This is a genomic window from Pseudoalteromonas sp. CR1 (genome assembly GCF_019392235.1).
In the GTDB taxonomy this organism is placed as follows: domain Bacteria; phylum Pseudomonadota; class Gammaproteobacteria; order Enterobacterales; family Alteromonadaceae; genus Pseudoalteromonas.
Map to the genome: position 1 here is coordinate 255,269 of NZ_JAHXRM010000001.1, position 18,850 is coordinate 274,118.

At 39.9% G+C, this 18,850-nt stretch carries 13 protein-coding genes and 1 tRNA gene; 11 read left to right on the plus strand and 3 right to left on the minus strand.

Annotated features, from left to right (window positions below; all coding sequences use genetic code 11):
- Positions 1-128: 128 nt before the first annotated feature.
- The 5 genes from guaB to rimI all read left to right on the plus strand — a co-directional run bounded on the left by guaB (position 129) and on the right by rimI (position 4,511).
- Entirely contained in the window at positions 129-1,598 is a 1,470-nt protein-coding gene (gene guaB, locus KZZ04_RS01220) for an IMP dehydrogenase (protein WP_058550849.1), read from the plus strand.
- 267 nt (positions 1,599-1,865) lie between these two features.
- Positions 1,866-3,443, plus strand: coding sequence for a glutamine-hydrolyzing GMP synthase (gene guaA / locus KZZ04_RS01225; protein ID WP_058403056.1), 1,578 nt, complete (start codon positions 1,866-1,868; stop codon positions 3,441-3,443).
- A 154-nt stretch (positions 3,444-3,597) separates the two neighbouring features.
- Positions 3,598-3,674, plus strand: a tRNA-Trp gene (locus KZZ04_RS01230).
- A 65-nt stretch (positions 3,675-3,739) separates the two neighbouring features.
- Positions 3,740-4,057, plus strand: a complete 318-nt coding sequence (locus KZZ04_RS01235; RefSeq protein WP_058403055.1) for a hypothetical protein — start codon at positions 3,740-3,742, stop codon at positions 4,055-4,057.
- Positions 4,044-4,511, plus strand: coding sequence for a ribosomal protein S18-alanine N-acetyltransferase (gene rimI, locus KZZ04_RS01240; protein ID WP_058403054.1), 468 nt, complete (start codon positions 4,044-4,046; stop codon positions 4,509-4,511). Before KZZ04_RS01235 ends, rimI begins: the two co-directional genes overlap by 14 nt.
- Positions 4,512-4,537: 26 nt before the next feature.
- On the opposite strand, the gene KZZ04_RS01245 is transcribed toward rimI, so the two are convergent.
- Positions 4,538-7,198 carry an ATP-binding protein gene (locus tag KZZ04_RS01245; RefSeq protein ID WP_219421497.1) on the minus strand — a complete coding sequence of 887 codons (2,661 nt, stop codon included), beginning with the start codon at positions 7,196-7,198 and terminating at the stop codon, positions 4,538-4,540.
- 424 nt (positions 7,199-7,622) lie between these two features.
- On the opposite strand from KZZ04_RS01245, the gene prfC reads away from it, so the two are divergent.
- The 4 genes from prfC to KZZ04_RS01265 all read left to right on the plus strand — a co-directional run bounded on the left by prfC (position 7,623) and on the right by KZZ04_RS01265 (position 12,856).
- Entirely contained in the window at positions 7,623-9,212 is a 1,590-nt protein-coding gene (gene prfC / locus KZZ04_RS01250; protein ID WP_058403052.1) for a peptide chain release factor 3, read from the plus strand.
- A 62-nt stretch (positions 9,213-9,274) separates the two neighbouring features.
- Complete coding sequence (gene argS / locus KZZ04_RS01255; RefSeq protein WP_219421499.1) at positions 9,275-11,017, plus strand: arginine--tRNA ligase; 1,743 nt, start codon at positions 9,275-9,277, stop codon at positions 11,015-11,017.
- Between the two features lie 420 nt (positions 11,018-11,437).
- On the plus strand, positions 11,438-12,076 hold the full coding sequence (gene pdxH / locus KZZ04_RS01260) for a pyridoxamine 5'-phosphate oxidase (RefSeq protein WP_219421501.1): 639 nt from the start codon (positions 11,438-11,440) through the stop codon (positions 12,074-12,076).
- A gap of 12 nt (positions 12,077-12,088) precedes the next feature.
- Positions 12,089-12,856 carry a TatD family hydrolase gene (locus KZZ04_RS01265; protein WP_219421503.1) on the plus strand — a complete coding sequence of 256 codons (768 nt, stop codon included), beginning with the start codon at positions 12,089-12,091 and terminating at the stop codon, positions 12,854-12,856.
- Here the strand turns inward: KZZ04_RS01265 and KZZ04_RS01270 are convergent.
- Positions 12,823-13,443 (minus strand): AhpA/YtjB family protein, encoded by a 621-nt coding sequence (locus KZZ04_RS01270; protein ID WP_058403049.1) that lies wholly within the window; start codon positions 13,441-13,443, stop codon positions 12,823-12,825. The genes KZZ04_RS01265 and KZZ04_RS01270 overlap by 34 nt on opposite strands.
- Positions 13,444-13,585: 142 nt before the next feature.
- Between KZZ04_RS01270 and serB the strand changes: the two genes are divergently transcribed.
- Positions 13,586-14,605 (plus strand): phosphoserine phosphatase SerB, encoded by a 1,020-nt coding sequence (gene serB, locus KZZ04_RS01275; RefSeq protein ID WP_219421505.1) that lies wholly within the window; start codon positions 13,586-13,588, stop codon positions 14,603-14,605.
- Positions 14,606-14,623: 18 nt separating this feature from the next.
- Here serB and KZZ04_RS01280 read toward each other — a convergent pair whose 3' ends face one another.
- Complete coding sequence (locus KZZ04_RS01280; RefSeq protein WP_219421507.1) at positions 14,624-17,101, minus strand: PilZ domain-containing protein; 2,478 nt, start codon at positions 17,099-17,101, stop codon at positions 14,624-14,626.
- Between the two features lie 358 nt (positions 17,102-17,459).
- Here KZZ04_RS01280 and radA point away from each other — a divergent pair, with 358 nt between their 5' ends.
- Entirely contained in the window at positions 17,460-18,845 is a 1,386-nt protein-coding gene (gene radA / locus KZZ04_RS01285; protein WP_058403046.1) for a DNA repair protein RadA, read from the plus strand.
- Positions 18,846-18,850 lie beyond the last annotated feature (5 nt).

The window sequence follows — 18,850 nt, forward strand, 5'->3', positions numbered from 1 at the left end:
AACCTAAAACTATTTATGAAGCAAGTTTATCATAAATATTTGCGAAATATTATTTACGAATGCCAACAACGCTGTTAAAATTTGGCCGCAATTCCTTATCTTAGATCCACATGTGAGAAGTTGCCAAAATGCTTAGAATTGCTAAAGAAGCTCTTACCTTTGATGACGTACTTTTAGTACCTGGTCATTCTACTGTTTTGCCACACACGGCAAATATTTCAACTCGCTTAACGCGTGGTATCAAACTTAACTTGCCGCTTATTTCAGCATCTATGGATACTGTTACAGAAGCTCGTTTAGCTATTGCCCTTGCGCAAGAAGGTGGTCTTGGTTTTATTCATAAAAACATGACTATTGAAGAACAAGCGAAAAACGTACGTAAAGTTAAAACCTACGAAGCGGGTATAGTGTCTTACCCGGTAACAGTGACTGCTGATTTAACAATTGCAGATGCTATGGACCTTGCCGAAGAAAAAGGGTTTTCAGGCTTTCCAGTTACCGACCCAGAAAACACCTTAGTAGGCATTGTTACGAGTCGCGATATGCGTTTTGAAACAAAACTTGAACAGCCAATTTCGACTGTTATGACTAAAAAAGAAAAGCTTGTTACCGTTAAGGAAGGCGCAGCTCGCGAAGAAATTTTAGGCTTAATGCATGAGCATCGTATTGAGAAGATTTTAGTGGTTGATGATGCGTTTAAACTTAAAGGCATGATCACAGTAAAAGATTACCAAAAAGCGCAAGATAAACCACATGCATGTAAAGACGAGTTAGGTCGTTTACGCGTAGGTGCTGCTGTAGGTGTTGGCGCCGGTACTGATGAGCGTATTGCTGCATTAGTTGAAGCGGGTGTTGATGTATTACTTATTGATACTTCTCATGGCCACTCTCAAGGCGTAATTGACCGTGTATCGCAAACTCGTCAAGCTTATCCAGATCTTCAAATTGTAGCGGGTAATGTTGCAACTGCTGAAGGAGCAATAGCGCTTGCTGATGCAGGTGTTGATGCAGTAAAAGTAGGTATCGGCCCAGGTTCAATTTGTACAACGCGTATTGTTACTGGTTGTGGTGTACCACAAATTACGGCTATTTCTGATGCAGTTGATGGTTTAAAAGGTCGCGACATTCCAGTAATTGCTGATGGCGGTATTCGTTTCTCAGGTGACATCGTAAAAGCGCTTGTTGCAGGTGCTTCGTGTGTGATGGTGGGCTCAATGCTTGCTGGTACTGAAGAGGCGCCTGGTGAAGTAGAACTATACCAAGGGCGTTACTACAAATCATACCGTGGTATGGGGAGCTTAGGCGCGATGGACCAAAAAGAAGGTTCATCGGATCGTTACTTCCAAAAATCAAATGAAGCAGACAAGTTGGTACCTGAAGGTATTGAAGGTCGCGTAGCTTATAAAGGGCCAATTGCGACTATTATTCACCAGCAGGTAGGCGGTCTTCGTAGTGCAATGGGCTTAACGGGTTGTGCAACTATTGAAGAGCTTAATACAAAACCTCAGTTTGTACGTGTTACATCTGCAGGTATGGGTGAGTCGCACGTACATGATGTGCAAATTACCAAAGAAGCACCAAATTACCGCTTAGGTTAAGCGCGTAATTAATAATTTATTGGGCTTGCTTTGCAAGCCCTCTTTTTAGTCGTTTATATAAATACCAATTGCATTAATAAAGTGGTCAATTATTGCGACAGATAAATGGCTCAATAACGAGGCAAAAATTTCGATTTTTAGTTTCTTCTAAATAAGAAGTTTTTAACGTGGTTAGTGAGTTATTTAGCCTGCAAGAATTAGTAATGTTTAATAAAATTGGTATTCAAAGCGGCATTTAGCATTAGCATCTACTTTACGAGATACTCCATGAGCAAAGATATTCACGATTCACGAATTCTCATTTTAGACTTTGGTTCACAATACACGCAATTAATCGCGCGCCGTATACGCGAAATTGGTGTTTACTGTGAGCTGTGGGCATGGGATGTGACTGAAGAGCAAATCCGCGAGTTTAACCCACAAGGTATCATTCTTTCTGGTGGCCCAGAATCAACAACACTTGAAAACAGCCCGCGCGCTCCTGAGTATGTGTTTAATGCAGGCGTTCCTGTATTAGGCATTTGTTACGGTATGCAAACAATGGCAACTCAACTTGGTGGCAGCGTTCACAGCTCTGACAAAAAAGAATTTGGTTACGCGCAAGTTGAAAAGGTCGGCAATTGTGCATTGTTTGATGCAATTGAAGATCATATTACCGATGGCGGCAACGGCGTTTTAGACGTATGGATGAGCCACGGCGATAAAGTTATGGAAGTACCAGCAAGCTTTAGCACAACAGCTAAAACACCAACGTGTCCGCATGCTGCTATGTCTAATGAAGAAAAACGTTTTTACGGCGTACAGTTTCACCCAGAAGTAACGCACACTCATCAAGGGCAACGTTTACTAGAGCGCTTTGCAATTGATATTTGTGGTTGTGAAAAACTGTGGACTCCAGCAAAAATTATTGATGATGCCATTGAGCGTATCAAAGACACTGTTGGCGATGATGAAGTTATTTTAGGCTTATCAGGTGGTGTTGATTCATCGGTTGTGGCTATGCTTATTCATCGTGCTATTGGTGAGCGACTAACCTGTGTATTTGTTGATAACGGGCTGCTTCGTTTAAACGAAGGTCAGCAAGTAATGGATATGTTTGGCAATAAATTTGGCTTAAACATTGTAAAAGTAGATGCTGAAGATCAGTTTTTAAATGATTTAGCTGGTAAATCAGATCCAGAAGATAAACGTAAGGCTATTGGCCACACGTTTATTAATGTATTTGATGAGCAAGCTAAAAAGCTTAAAAACGCAAAATGGTTAGGTCAAGGTACTATTTACCCTGACGTAATTGAATCAGCAGCTTCAGCGACTGGTAAAGCGCACGTTATTAAATCTCACCACAATGTGGGAGGATTACCAGATGACATGAAAATGGGCCTAGTTGAGCCACTTCGTGAGTTATTTAAAGATGAAGTACGTAAAATTGGTTTAGAGCTAGGTTTACCGTACGACATGCTTTACCGCCACCCGTTCCCTGGACCAGGTTTAGGTGTACGTGTACTAGGTGAAATTAAAAAAGAGTACTGTGATTTATTACGTCGTGCTGATGCTATCTTCATTGAAGAGCTACACAAAGCCGAGCTTTACCATAAAGTTAGCCAAGCGTTTACCGTGTTCTTACCGGTTAAATCGGTAGGGGTTATGGGTGATGCACGTAAATACGATTGGGTTGTTTCACTTCGTTGTGTTGAAACTATCGACTTTATGACTGCGCGTTGGTCACATTTACCCTATGAGTTTTTAGGTGTGGTTTCTAATCGTATCATTAACGAGATAGATGGTATTTCACGTGTAGTTTACGATATTTCAGGTAAGCCACCTGCAACTATTGAATGGGAATAACTTACCCTGCATTAAGTTTGGTAAATTAAACTGATAAAAAACGGTGAATTAGCATGCTAATTCACCGTTTTGCTTATTAAAAAAGCAGTTGAACTAAATGTGTGATTTTTCTCTTTACCTTTAGCGAAACTTCTCTATAATTCGTCGTCATTGCAGGGGCGTAGTTCCAATTGGTAGAACAGCGGTCTCCAAAACCGACGGTTGGGAGTTCGAATCTCTCCGCCCCTGCCATTTCTTCTTTACATCGTATTTATTAATTCTTATATTATCTTACTTACTAATTTCATCGAGTCGTTATGCATTCAAGGTACGCAGCTGTTTTTGGTATTGAAAACCTCGAACTAAATACTCATTTTTTACCTGCCAGCTCTGAAAATCCTATAAGTAATGTGGAAAATGAATTAACACCTGTTTTATTTGAATCCCTTGAGCTTTCTAGCTCATTACTTGCAGATATTCATCGTGCAGCAGTGCCTGTAGCTATAAATAGCGTGGTTAAAGGTGAGCACATGCAATTAACGGGTGATCAGCTCGAATTACCATCCTCACAACTTAACGCAACCCAAAAACGGGCTTTGTGGGCTTTAATAAGTGAACACCTTGATAAACTTTAAACCTGTAAATAACGATGCTGTAGAGATGCTGATGGCTATCGAAAAGGCATGCCACAGTCATCCTTGGACTTTAAAAACAATGAGTTCATGTATTGGTGGACGTTATTTTAATTTAGCCGCCTTTGATGGTGATGTACTCGTTGGTTTTTACATTGGTGAAAAAGCGGGGCCTGATTTTACGCTTATGGATATATGCGTGACGCCCGAGCATCAGGGTAAGGGGATTGCTAAGCAGCTATTGAGTAAATTTATAGAGCACGGTGAACAGCAAAATGCAGAGAATTTATTTTTAGAAGTACGCGAGTCAAATACACGCGCAATTAAGCTTTATGAGCAGGCCGGATTTATAGAGATGTCGGTACGAAAGAATTATTACCCAAGTGACGATGCAACTAAAAACGGCTTTGAAGATGCCATTTTAATGGGTATGGCATTAAGCTTAGGGTTTATGTGATATTTAGTTGCGGGCAGCTAACGGTTTTATTTTGAGTTAATTGCCTGCTGTATTGCCACTATTACTGAGTTTATAATTTCATCTCTTTGTGATTTATCGTTACTTTTTAGGTTTTCTTCAAGGTCGCCTGCGCTTTTGTAAATAGCATCAAAGTTAAAACATCCTGCGCTGCCTTTAACACTATGTGCTACTGCTTTTAGGCTTTCCCAATCTTGCGTGTGATGCAACGTTTTTATTTGCTTCAAATAATCAGGTAAATTAGCTAAGTAATTATTAGATATTTGCTGAAATTTTTCACTTTTCAACAAATCATCCCACTTATTTTGATTATCTTTTTCAAGATGCAAGTAGCTAACAAGTACGTTTTCGAGCGCATCTTTGTCTATTGGTTTTCCTAGAGCTTTGTCGCAGCCAGCCTCAATATAGGTGCCAATATCGTGATTCATTACGTTTGCGGTAAGCGCAATAATAGGACCGTCGTACGCAGCATGTCGCAGCATTTTAGTGGCTTCAAGCCCACCCATAACAGGCATTTGCATATCCATAATAATTAGCTGATAGTCGTTTACTAGTGCCATTTCTACGGCTTGTGCACCATTATTTGCTATATCAGGCTCAAGCCCCCAAGTTTGCAAAAGCAACTTAATGAGTAACTGATTATCTGGGTTATCTTCGGCTACCAAAATATTTGCGTCAAAGCTGTTAGTAGCAAATGATAAAAGAGGGTCTTTTTCAGGAGTTAATTGTGAATGCTCTTCAAGGAGCTCAAGCGCTGGTGTTTTGCCTGTTAAGTGGCAAGCAGCACTAATAGTAAATTTACTTCCTTCGCCGACTTCGCTTTCTAGTTTTATGTTGCCGCCAAGTAATTGTGCAAGGTTTTTAGATATGCATAATCCTAATCCTGTACCACCAAAGCGTCGCGTGGTTGTCGCATCTGCTTGTTCAAATGGCTTAAATACACGAGAAATTTGATGCTCAGACATACCAATACCGGTATCGGTGATTACAAATTCAATAAGGTTGCTTTTAGCATGATAATGTACACAAATAGTGACATGCCCTTGCTCTGTAAATTTAACAGCGTTGTTTGCTACATTGATTAAAATTTGCTTTAAGCGTGTTACATCCGTGTATATAGTTTGCGGTATTGGTAAGTCAAAAATAATATTAAGTTCTAAACGCTTTTCTTGAGCCAACGGCGTTATGATTGATTCAATATCATGAATTAACTGTACAACGCTCACTGAGGTTTGCTCGACAGCTAACTTTTCAGCCTCAATTTTAGATAAATCCAAAATATTGTTAATTAGTTCAAGTAAGTGCTTTGAATTTCGTAAAATAGTACTTAAATGTTGTTTGTCGTTTACTATTTTATCGTTATGTAGCAACTGCTCCGTAAAGCCCATAATAGCGGTGAGAGGGGTTCGAATTTCATGGCTCATGTTTGCTAAAAAACGGCTTTTAAGTTGGTTAGCTTGCTCTGCTTGAGTAATGGCGAGTTCAAGTTGGCTATTCATTGACTCAAGCGCTTGAGTTCGGCTTTCTACCTTGTCTTCTAGATGGTGTTTGTATTCTTCGAGCTGTTGCTGATAATGCCTAATTTGATTAACCATGTGATTAAAGTCGTTAAACAATATGCCCACTTCGTCATCGGTATGAGCAGGTAAGCTTACCGCTAAGTCTCCGTCACCGACTCTGTGGCTGGCTGCACCTAACAGTTCTATTGGGTTTAACAATAAGTTACGTACAACAACAAATATTAAAATGGGTAACGAGATCACTGAAATAATAACAATCAGACCTGTAATTAAGCTAATTGCCTTGCCCGACTGGTGAAGCACCGCTTTGGGGATCGTTGATACGTAATAGTAACCACCGCTCATTTGTACGGCAAAAATCATACGTTCTATTTTATCTATACTCGACAGCTCAATAGTAGAGAGTGTGCCGATGTCAGCTAAATCATGAACCTTATTAAGTTCGTATTCGCTAATATATTGGCCACGTAAATTATAGTTAGAGCTAAATAATATTTTACCGTCTTTGGTCAGTAACAAATTAAGCGTGTTGTTATAGGGCGCTTCTAAAATACTGGTATTTAAAATTGAAGGTTCAACATTTACAACAATAAAGCCAAGTTGTTGAGGACGCTTTAGGTAATAACCCACGCTGTCGATTCGCTGAACAAAATATAAGCTAGTGGTGCCGTCGGGTTTTTGAACCATAAACTGCTGTTGGCTTAAATTACTTTGTATAACCTGATTAAAAAAGGGGTAGTTTTTAGGCGCTATCGTTAAATTATTTGAATGATAGGCGTCACTCTTACCGCTAGCCGACACTAAATTTATGCTAATAATATCAGGGTAGGCTTCATTATAACTGGCAAATACATCCATTAGAGCGCCAAGCCTACGTGTATAATTTCCGTCTGAAAGAGCGTCATTAGCTAAAAAGTCGTTAAGTACCGGAGAACGAGATAGTAACTTAGTCGTAGAGTGAAAAGAGTCTATGTAGTTAAACGCTTTTTGTTGCTGCTGCTCAACAAAGCGGCTCATGATCAAATCAGCTTGTTTTTGAGTTGAGTTCGTTACATTAGTTAACGTAAAGCCACCTAAAAATAGCAGGGGCAATATAACAAGCGGAGTTATATACCATAATAATCTAATGCTTAACTTACTGGTTTTCATTAACTAACTAATATCCTTTACGCAATCTTTTTATAGTATGCGTTACAAGTTTATTAAACAAGCCTGCGATTTGCTCATCGTTAAAATATACACTTTAGTTAGAGATATACGCTCCAATATACAGAGGTTTTAATTACTTAATTAGTCGATAGTTTATATTTAGGCAGCGTCTTATTACAAACAAAATGGCTTAAGCTCAAATATTAATAAAAAAGATCAGTTAATAACTAACCATTGATTGTTTAAAGGGTCAAGATCAGCGAAAATAGTCTTTAATTACGATTAACATAACGGATCGCAAACGAGGTGCTAATTTGCTCTTTGTTTTGGTGTGTTGAGGTTTCGAGGTTTAGTTATTTTAGCCTTTAAACGTCTGCACACTTCATAGTGACATTATCCGTATTTAAACTATAAGAACTTTTTAATGGCAGACCAAAATCTCCTTAGCGAAATAAGTAAACGACGTACCTTCGCAATCATCTCGCATCCGGATGCGGGTAAAACCACCATCACCGAAAAAGTACTATTGTTCGGACAAGCGATTCAAAAAGCCGGCACTGTAAAAGGCCGTGGCTCTAATCAGCATGCAAAGTCTGACTGGATGGAAATGGAAAAAGAGCGTGGTATATCGGTTACGACCTCTGTAATGCAATTTCCGTATAACAATGCGCTGGTTAATTTACTTGATACTCCTGGACACGAAGACTTCTCAGAAGATACTTACCGCACGCTGACTGCGGTAGATTCGTGCTTAATGGTTATTGATGCCGCAAAAGGTGTAGAAGAACGTACTCGTAAACTGATGGAAGTTACGCGCCTACGTACTACCCCTATTGTTACCTTTATGAATAAGTGTGACCGTGATATTCGTGACCCAATGGAGCTACTTGATGAAGTAGAAACAGAGCTAAACATTGCCTGTGCGCCTATTACGTGGCCAATTGGTTGTGGTAAAGAGTTTAAAGGTGTTTACCATATTCATAACGACGAAGCGGTTTTATATAAAACAGGCCAAGGCCATACTATTCAAGAAGTACGTACAGTAAAAGGCCTTGATAACCCAGAGCTTGATACTGCTATTGGTGAAGAACTCGCAGAGCAACTACGTGAAGAGTTAGAGCTTGTAATTGGTGCTTCAAACGAATTTGATCTTGAACTATTTTTAGCGGGTGAACTTTCGCCAGTGTACTTTGGTACAGCCCTAGGTAACTTTGGTGTTGACCACGTGCTTGATGGTTTAACGCAGTGGGCGCCTACGCCATTACCGCGTGAAACAGAAGACCGCCAAGTCGTTGCATCAGAAGAAAACTTTACTGGTTTTGTATTTAAAATACAGGCCAACATGGACCCTAAACACCGTGACCGTATTGCCTTTATGCGTATTGTGTCGGGTAAATACAGCCAAGGCATGAAAATGAACCATGTACGCCTTGGTAAACAAGTCAGTATTTCTGATGCGGTAACGTTTATGGCGGGCGATCGTGAGCGTGCAGCAGATGCATTCGCGGGCGACATTATAGGCCTACATAACCACGGTACAATTCAAATTGGCGATACCTTTACGCAAGGCGAAAAGCTTAAATTTAGCGGTATTCCTAACTTTGCGCCTGAACTGTTTCGTCGCATTCGTTTGCGCGATCCGCTTAAGCAAAAGCAGCTATTAAAAGGCCTAGTACAGCTTTCTGAAGAAGGTGCAGTACAAGTATTTAGACCGCTTATTAATAACGACTTAATTGTAGGCGCGGTAGGTGTACTACAGTTTGACGTAGTTGTAGCGCGCTTAAAAGCTGAGTACAACGTAGATGCTATTTACGAAGGTGTAAACGTAAATACAGCGCGCTGGGTAAGCTCAACTGACGTTAAAAAGTTTGAAGAGTTTAAACGCAAGTGCGAAAGCAACTTAGCGCTTGATGGTGGCGATAACCTAACTTACATAGCACCGAGCCGAGTAAACCTTAATTTATCAACAGAGCGTTACCCAGAAGTAACCTTTAACCATACGCGCGAAAACTAGAATCAACTGACTACAGTCAACTGAAAGCCTGCTTAGGCGGGCTTACAAAGGTAAATAATATAATGAACATTCGTACTATTTTAGTAGAAAAAGCCATTGCCGCCATGACCGCAGCTGGCCTACCTGAAGATACAAACCCAGCGGTTACACAAAGCACACGCCCACAGTTTGGTGATTACCAAATTAATGGTGCAATGGGCGCCGCTAAAAAAATGAAAAGCAACCCACGTGAGCTTGCGAAAAAAATTATTGATAACCTAGATGTAAGCGACATTGCTGAAAAAACAGAAATTGCTGGCCCTGGTTTTATAAATATTCATTTAAAGCCTGAGTTTTTAGCCAAAAGCGTAGAAGCGGCTAACAGAGATGCAAAGCTTGCCGTAAACGAGCACGCTAACCCGCAAACTGTTGTGGTAGATTACTCATCGCCAAACCTTGCAAAAGAAATGCACGTAGGCCATTTACGTTCAACCATTATTGGTGATGCCATTGTACGCGCACTAGAATTTAGAGGCGATAAAGTCATTCGTCAAAACCACATGGGCGATTGGGGCACACAATTTGGTATGCTGATTGCGCATTTAGAAGATCAAATTAGCCAAGGCGTAGACTTAGAGTCGGTAGCGCTTGCTGATTTAGAAACGTTTTACCGCGACGCTAAAAAACGCTTTGACGATGAAGAAGGCTTTGCAGATAAAGCCCGTGATTACGTCGTTAAACTACAAGGCGGCGATGCGCACTGTGAAAAGCTATGGAAGCTATTTATAGCAACCTCTGTTAAGCACTCTGAAGAAGTTTACAAACGTCTAAATGTAACGCTTACTCAAGCTGATATTATGGCTGAAAGTGCTTACAACGCAGAGCTTAACGATATTATTAGCTTATTAAAAGATAAAAACATTGCTGTAGAGTCGCAAGGCGCACAAGTGGTGTTTTTAGATGAGCTTGCAAATAAAGATGGCGAGCCATCTGCGTTTATCGTGCAAAAATCAGGCGGTGGCTTTTTATATGCAACCACCGATTTAGCCGCGTGTGATTACCGCTCAAATAAATTGGGTGCTGAACGTATTTTAATATTTGTTGATGCACGCCAGAGCCTTCACTTTAATCAGGTAGAGCTTACAGCACGTAAAGCTGCCCTTTTACGTGATGAAACAAGCTACGAGTTTTGCCCGTTTGGCACCATGATGGGCGCCGATGGTAAACCCTTTAAAACCCGTACTGGTGGCACTGTTAAACTTGCTGATTTACTTGAAGAGTCAATCAGCCGTGCAGCAACAAAACTAGCAGAGCGTGAATCTGACTTATCGGATCATGATCGCAGCGAAATTGCGCGTAAAGTAGGTATTGGCGCAGTTAAATATGCTGATCTTTCTAAGCACCGTACCAGCGATTACATATTCAACTGGGACAGCATGCTAAGCTTTGAAGGCGCTACAGCACCTTACTTACAATATGCTTATACTCGCGTGCGTAGTATTTTCCGTAAATCTGGTGTCGATGCCGCTACGCTAAATGCTGATGTAGCCATCGCTGAGCCGCAAGAAAAAGCGCTAGCGCTTAAACTACTTCAGCTTGAAGAAGTGCTTGATTTAATGATCAATGAGGCCACTCCGCACGTATTATGTGGTTACTTATACGAGCTAGCTAGCTTATACATGACATTCTACGAAGCCTGCCCAGTACTTAAAGAAGGCGTAGAGCCAAACGTACGTGACAGCCGTTTAGTGTTGTGTAATTTAGTGGCAGATACGTTAAAAATAGGATTGGATTTGTTAGGCATTGAAGTTATGGAGCAAATGTAATCACCGTCGTATTTTAACCTAATACTGCGTTATCCACCCCGACTTACCCTAATTACATACAAACCGTATGCTCATAGGGATAAGTAGGGTTGGATGCCTTGTCTTAGGCTAAACTACTTAGGTGAACGTCTGCTGTGTGAAGTTCACTTTATCAGCACTTCTACACTTGCAGGTGATTTTAGGCTTTACTTGACGAGCTCTTGTAAGTTAATCAATTTTGTAGCTGATAGCTGATAGCTGATAGCTGATAGCTGATAGCTGATAGCTGATAGCTGATAGCACCGTAGGTTGGGTAGAGTGAAACGAAACCCATCACTAAACTAACATTAAACAAAACACTTTTATTTTTGTTCTTATAACGATTAATTGCCTGACCTTACTTACCCACATACGCTTTAATAAACAGAGAAGGATTTGTTTATGAAACTCGAAGATATCCGCCGTGAATACCTGCAAGACGCGCTAAGCGAAGATACGTTGCAAGATGACCCATTCAAACAATTTGAAACGTGGCTTGAGCATGCTGTGGGCAGTAATATTCCAGACCCAACGGCCATGGTTGTGGCAACGGTTGATGAAACCGGGCAGCCTTCGCAACGTATTGTGCTGTTAAAGCACCTTGATGATAACGGGTTTGTATTTTTTACTAATACAGGCTCTCGAAAAGCACAAGAGCTAAAAGGTAATAACAAAATATCGTTGCATTTTCCATGGCACCATATGGAGCGCCAAGTAATTGTGTACGGCGAGGCTAAACCGTTACCTACATCTGCCGTGGCAAAATACTTTTTATCGCGCCCTAAAGAAAGCCAATTAGCGGCCTGGGCTTCAGCACAAAGCAGGCCCGTGTCGTCGCGAAAAGTACTTATGGAAACCTTTGCGAATATGAAAAGCAAGTTTGCCAAAGGTGAAATTCCATTGCCAGATTTTTGGGGGGGGTACTGTGTAGTGCCTACTAAAATTGAGTTTTGGCAAGGCGGCGCTCACCGACTACACGACCGCTTTATGTACCAGCGCCAAGATGATAATAGCTGGCAAATAACACGCTTAAACCCTTAAGCGGTTAACGCTATGAAATTTATAGACTCCCACTGCCACCTTGATTTTACTGAGTTTGACGCAGAGCGTGAATCACTTATAAAAGCGTGTGTGGCAAAGGGCGTTGAGCGCTTTATTGTGCCGGGTATTAGTTTGGCGCAATCTAAACAGTTAATTGAGTTTAAAAGTAAATACTCACACGTGCATATGGCAGCAGGGCTTCATCCTTACTTTTTAGCTGATCATAAAGAGACTCATCTTGCTCAGCTGTTTGATTTTGCAAATGCAAATATTAACCAGCTGGTTGCAATAGGTGAGTGTGGGCTTGATAGAAGTATTGAAGACCTTACAAAGCAAACGTGGTTATTTGAGCAGCAAATAACTTTGGCTAATGAGCTAAATTTGCCACTTATTATCCACCATAGGCAAAGCCATGATTTAATTGCGCAATCGTTTAAACGTTGTAAGCCAAAATATGGTGGGGTGATACATGCGTTTTCGGGGTCACTACAGCAAGCGCACTATTATATTAAACAGGGCTTTAAACTAGGTGTAGGTGGGATTATAACTTACGAGCGCGCATTAAAAACCCGTAATGTCATTGCTCAAATTGAGCCACAACATTTAGTGCTCGAAACCGACTCGCCCTCAATGCCACTGAGCGGGCATCAAGGTGAAATTAATACGCCGCTACAGATTCCAAATGTGTTCAACGTACTATGTAGTTTAAAACAAATTAGTGATAAAAAGGCGCTTGCTAAAGCGCTTTATAAATCTTGCTCAGAGGTTTTTTGCATATAGCGGTTTACCTGCCAACGTTTTAAACCACGCCCTAATTGCCAAGTAAAAATACACGCAATAACCAGCATTAATAAAACTTGCCTACCTAAATCGTGAAAATGACTGTGGCTGTTCGATATAGCTGCACGCGTTAGATACGTTACAGACACAAAGCCAATAGGACGGTCATCATCACTTATAACGGGCTCTACAAAAGGGGTTTTTAGTTTACTTATTCCTGGAGTCGACTCTGGAAGTTGACCTAAAATGTGGTGCGACTGCCAATTATCGCTACTGGCAACTAAAATGCCCTGATGATCATAAATGGTAGCCGAAAGTACAAATTCGTCTTTAGCTATATCGTTACATATCGCATTTAGTTCGGGTTTGTTTTTTTCTATCAGTGGCGTTTTAACATTTAATGCCATAAATTGGGTTAAACTTTTTGCCGTGTTATCGGCGCTATCGTACAACAATTGATGACTTTGAAAGCTACTATTTACACCAACCCAGCTAAGCAATACAAAACAGCCCGCAGCTAGCAATAACCGCAAGAGTCGCTTTTTTTGTGATGCTGATATTGGATTTTTTAGATGGTTATTTTTCATAGTCACCGTATATGCTGCTGACAGAATTTTGATTTGATGTTACAACTACTACTATAACCTTAAACTGACCCTGATGGCGAATTTAGCACTATTTTCATCAACTTTTTTAAATCAGGTAAATAAAAATAAACACGGAGATCCCATGTCGCAAATCAGCATGGCACAGCTTATTTCACAGCAATCATTATCAATGTTAACGCTTAACCAGTGGTTTGCTCATAAAAATGGGGTTTTTACGCTGTTTGACGGTGTACCAAATACACAAGACGGGTTATTTAGCATTGCGTTTGCAGGTGATTTTAATGCAACGAGTATAGATACATTCATTCAGTTTTTAGCTCACCATGGGCAAACGGTTACTGCGCTTTGCCAATACCAACCTGACTTAGGGTTATCACCAGCACTGTGCTTTTATACCCAAAATACAATGCAATCTATCAACCCACTAACGCTTAAAGCGTTTTCAGAAACACTAGAATGTCAACTAGTACAAATTAATACCCCGCCTAACCTATACGAGCCAGGCTTGCTAGTGATGGATATGGATTCAACAGCGATTACTATTGAATGCATCGATGAAATAGCGCGCTTAGCAAATGTTTATGATGATGTAGCATCCGTAACTGCACTTGCCATGGCGGGTAAACTTGATTTTAGTGAAAGCTTAAATCAACGAGTCGCTAAGCTTAAAGGTATTGAAAAAAGCCTTATAGATGAGTTAAAAAGTACCTTACCACTTATGCCAGGCATAAAAGCTTTATGCCAAGTATTAAAACATCACAATTGGTATTTAGCTATTGCCTCTGGTGGTTTTGTACCATTTGCAGAGCGTGTTCAGCAGCTTATTAATTTAGACGAAGTACATGCAAATGTGCTTGAATTCGAAGACGATAAGCTAACAGGTAAAGTGTTAGGTACTATTGTAGATGCACAGCAAAAGGCAATTATTTTAGAGTCCTTGCAGGCTAAGTTAGGTCTCAAAACAACACAAACCGTGGCGATTGGCGATGGCGCTAACGACCTTGTTATGATGGCAAAAGCTGGCCTTGGTGTTGCAGTACATGGTAAACCTAAGGTTGTTGAACAAGCGCAAGCCGCTATTTGTAAAGGCTCGTTATTACAGTTACTTTATATGTTAGCTATTCCGCTAGGTAAAAAGTAATAGTGACTGTTAAACCGCTTAGCGAGAGCGGTTTAACCAAATCAGTTTCCTGCGTCCCATTTGGTCAACCTTTTGTTGATCGAACTCAAAATGGCTCAACGCTTCTTCGGTAATATCAACCACATCACCTACACCTGTTACAGACCATAAAGCTTCTTCTAACTCTTTGGCTTTATGCAGAGCGTATTGGCTAACATAGCTAAGCTCGTTAGAGAGGTAGTCTGTATCTGGGCGACCGGTACGTGAAATATATAAACGCATAACAAATATAATTTCGGATTTAATCCCTTTGCTAATTTGTTCGTTAAAACTGCTGTAATCTTCACCAAGTATGCACTGACTTTGGATTGCATCGGTGGCTTTATCTTTACGGGGATCAAAATTGATTGCGAGAGTAAACGCAAGCGGTGGGTCTTGCCTGCTGCGATCTTTTATATTTGGCGTGATAACATTTAAAATTTGCTCGTCTGTTAATATACTCGATACATCTGTTTTATTACTAAGTAAGCCAAAGTTTTGCAAAAGTACATGCAGCGGGTTTGAATAAAGACCGAAGCCAATTGCGCCCACTTTAAAATGTGCCGCTTCTTTATGTAAATACAGCGGGAATTGGCAAACACTTTTAGTGACCATGTTTCTTAATGCGGTTGAAAGCCCTTCTATTTTAGGCGCTTCTTCGCTTACTTTTAATTTATTTTTGTTATTTTCAATTAACTGCGTAAAAAAGCTAACGCCTGCATGAGGTAAATCAGCCACTCTATTTGCTTTTAAATTAACGGTGGTCAGTGATTTACTAATGGCCATAACTTCATACTTGAGCTCGCCCAATTTATGTTTTTTAGTTATTTTTTGTAACTCAGGAAATGTTAAAAGGACGATATCGCCTTTTTTAAAGTTAACAGGCTGATCGCACTCTAGCTGCAGTCCCATAACTGAAAAGTCACGAGTATGCCCGTTAAGCACCGTATCATTTATATGCAATTTGACGTCGGTTTTATATAAATAACGCTTATGAGAACGTAAATTTACATACTCGAGCGCAACAATGTCTAAATAGGGAGCTGTTTTATGCTTTGCATGACCAAAAAGCTTGAGCTGATTAACAAGTGCCTTATCGTAAGTTCGCGCTTTATAATGAGCTTGCTCAACACTGTTACCTATACTGGTTAGCACCACAATATATTTTACGTCTTTTACTAGTCCTTCAACACGTGGGGAGGGCGGCTTATTGAGTTTTTCAATATTACTGCCCGCAGAGTTAGGCAGTGAAAGCGGTATGTATGCATCATCAGGATGACTTGGCATTATTTGAATTTTAAAACACTGCCAGCTTTCTTTTTGGCTACCAAACCCTAAGAATAAATCACGAAGTTTTGGATTTTTATTAAGTTCGGTTCGTGTTGCAGAGTAAAAATAAACTTTACCTGATGAAACATGAGTAAATGTATACAGGTAATCTTCTTTTACTGCGGTTGTTTGTGTTAATAGTTCCGACACACGTTTGTGGTTAAGTATGTTATGTAAACAAGGTACATTTTTTTCATCGGTAAAATAACGTTGAATAAAAATATTGTTTTCGGTGGTTAAGCTTAAGCTAGGATAATACAGGTCATCTTTTTTACTTAAAAACACATACAACGAAGTAACGCGAGGTATGTAATATTGCTCATACCCCTTAGATACAACGGCATCAAGCGTGTTATCTAAATTAACTTTGTAGCGGCGTTTATTTCCGTGGATAAAGCTTTCTAAAAAGTTATCAAAGGCTGCATTATTCTCAACATAAGTTCGCTTTAAGCGAATATGGTTGAATTCACGTGAAATATTCTCAACGGCAACCACTTCATATTGAATACCATTTTTTAAACCTAGTTCAAAGTCTTGTTCTAAGCCCACCAAACGCATTGCTATTAGTTGGCCTTTTCTAATTATATTTCGCTTTGCAAGCTTAATTTTACAGCCACTCAAAGAGATATCAGAGGTACTTGCCTTAATATTTTTGTTATCGTTATATTCAATTGTTACTTTAATTGAATAATTCATTCTTTCTTCTGCGCGGCTTTCGTAAGATGCAAACTTTATTACATTGGTATTTAGTAAATCTTCTTGCTCTTGCTTATTCCCTTTTTCGGCGGCTTCTTTTTGCATTACACGGTGATTATTTTCCGTATTCATAACCGCTTCATAGACAGCAAGCGTGTATTCGCCATGCTGTTTTAGAGCATTTTCAAACACTTCAATAGCCGTTTCATCCATAAAGTGCTGTTTACCGTTGTGTTCGTAAGGTTTTACTTGCCCTGTAACTAAACCACGTAGATCGATAAAGCGCGCAACAGGCTGAGAAAGGCGCGACATTTCCATTTTAATCAAAAACTGCTCAGGCTTTGTAAGCTCTGCTGTTTTTGATTTAAAAATTAGGTCAAACTTAGCGTTGCCTAAATATTGTTTTAGCTCATTCACGAGGGACTCGTGTTTGAGCATGATGTCATCAGCCATTTATAAAACCATCACCGTCTCTTTGAAAAGTAGGTATACTATTAAATCCATTTATTAGAAATTCAATAAACGTAAATCATGCTATGTTATTAATATAGGTACGATTTTTTGAGTAACTACAATTTAGTCTTTGTTATTATGTGTTATGCGCCATTTTATTGGCAAGTTACTTTTATTCAATTTTAAAGCAAAAACTGTGCCCTAAGATATATAAAAGCAAAACAGTTAATTAGGTAATGATTGTGGCTTAAGAAATTTCCACAGGCAAGCTATGTTGCTATGTAAATAGGTGAAATGGCAAAATAACAACAAAACAATACGTATTTTTAAATTCAATGATTAATAAATAAGGTTATTAATGGCTAAAGCGGCAAAAGTAGAGTTTGTTTGTACAGAGTGTGGCATGAATTACCAACGTTGGCAGGGACAATGTCGCTGCGGTGCTTGGAACACATTAGCTGAATTTAAACCCTCAGCAGGGCAAAGCAAAAAAACTGCAGCAAGAGCAAGTGTTGGCGGCTATGCCGGCGGAGTTGGTGGTGGTTCTAAAAAAATTAATGATATTGCGACCGTTGAAGCCGAAAAACAACTCACTGATATAGGTGAGCTGGATCGTGTGTTAAGTGGTGGTGTTACTACGGGCTCGGTAAATATTATTTCGGGCGATCCGGGTGCGGGTAAAACAACGCTTTTATCTGACTTAGTCGCAAGAATGTCAAAGCGTATGCCATCTCTATACTGTACAGCAGAAGAATCTTTGTCGCAGTTTAAAAATCGCGTTAACCGCTTAAAGCTAGACTATGACGCCGACGAGCTTTATTTACTCTCAGAAACTAGCGTTGAAACCATTATTGAAGAGCTCGATAAAAATAAAATTAAGTTTGCAGTTATTGACTCTATTCAGGCTGTTGTTACCGATACAGCAAATGGTAGTCCGGGCTCACCTTCACAAGTTAAAAGCGCAGCTCAAGCGCTTACCCAGTATTGTAAGCAAAATGACGTGACTATGTTTATTATTGCTCATGTGAATAAAAACAATGAAATAGCAGGCCCGCAAACCTTAGTACACATTGTTGACGCGCTATTACACATAGACACTAATGATGGACAAATTCGTACCTTACGTGCCAATAAAAACCGTTTTGGTGATATTGATACGGTCGGTATTTTTAAAATGTGTGAACGCGGAATGTTAAGTGTAGACAACCCAAGTGAGATATTTTTGTCGGGGTCGACAACTGACTCTCCGGGTTCGTCTATTACCTGTATCCGTAAAGGTAATCGTAATTTATTACTAGAAATACAATGCTTAACAACAGAAACCGAAGCTGAATTTCCACAGCGCGTCTGTGTGGGTTTAAATATGAACCGAATAAAAATGCTTACCGGTATTTTACGCAAGCATACAAAAACTAAAATATTTCATGACACCTTTTTTAATATTGTAGGTGGTTTAAAAATTGATGAGTCAGAAACTTGCATAGATTTAGCGCTCGTTACCGCACTGCTTAGTAGCTTGAATGAATTTGTTGTACCACGCACAACGTGTATTATGGGCGAGCTTAGCTTAAATGGCGATGTCCGCCCAATAGACAGCGGTGTACCTCGAGTCAAAGAAGCTGCGCAGCATGGCTTTACAGAAATATTTATCCCGTTTCGTAATTACCATAAATCAATGGAAGGCTTAGGCGCTAAAATAACTCCAGTAAAAACGGTACATGAGTTATTGAGCCTAATTAATTAACGCTT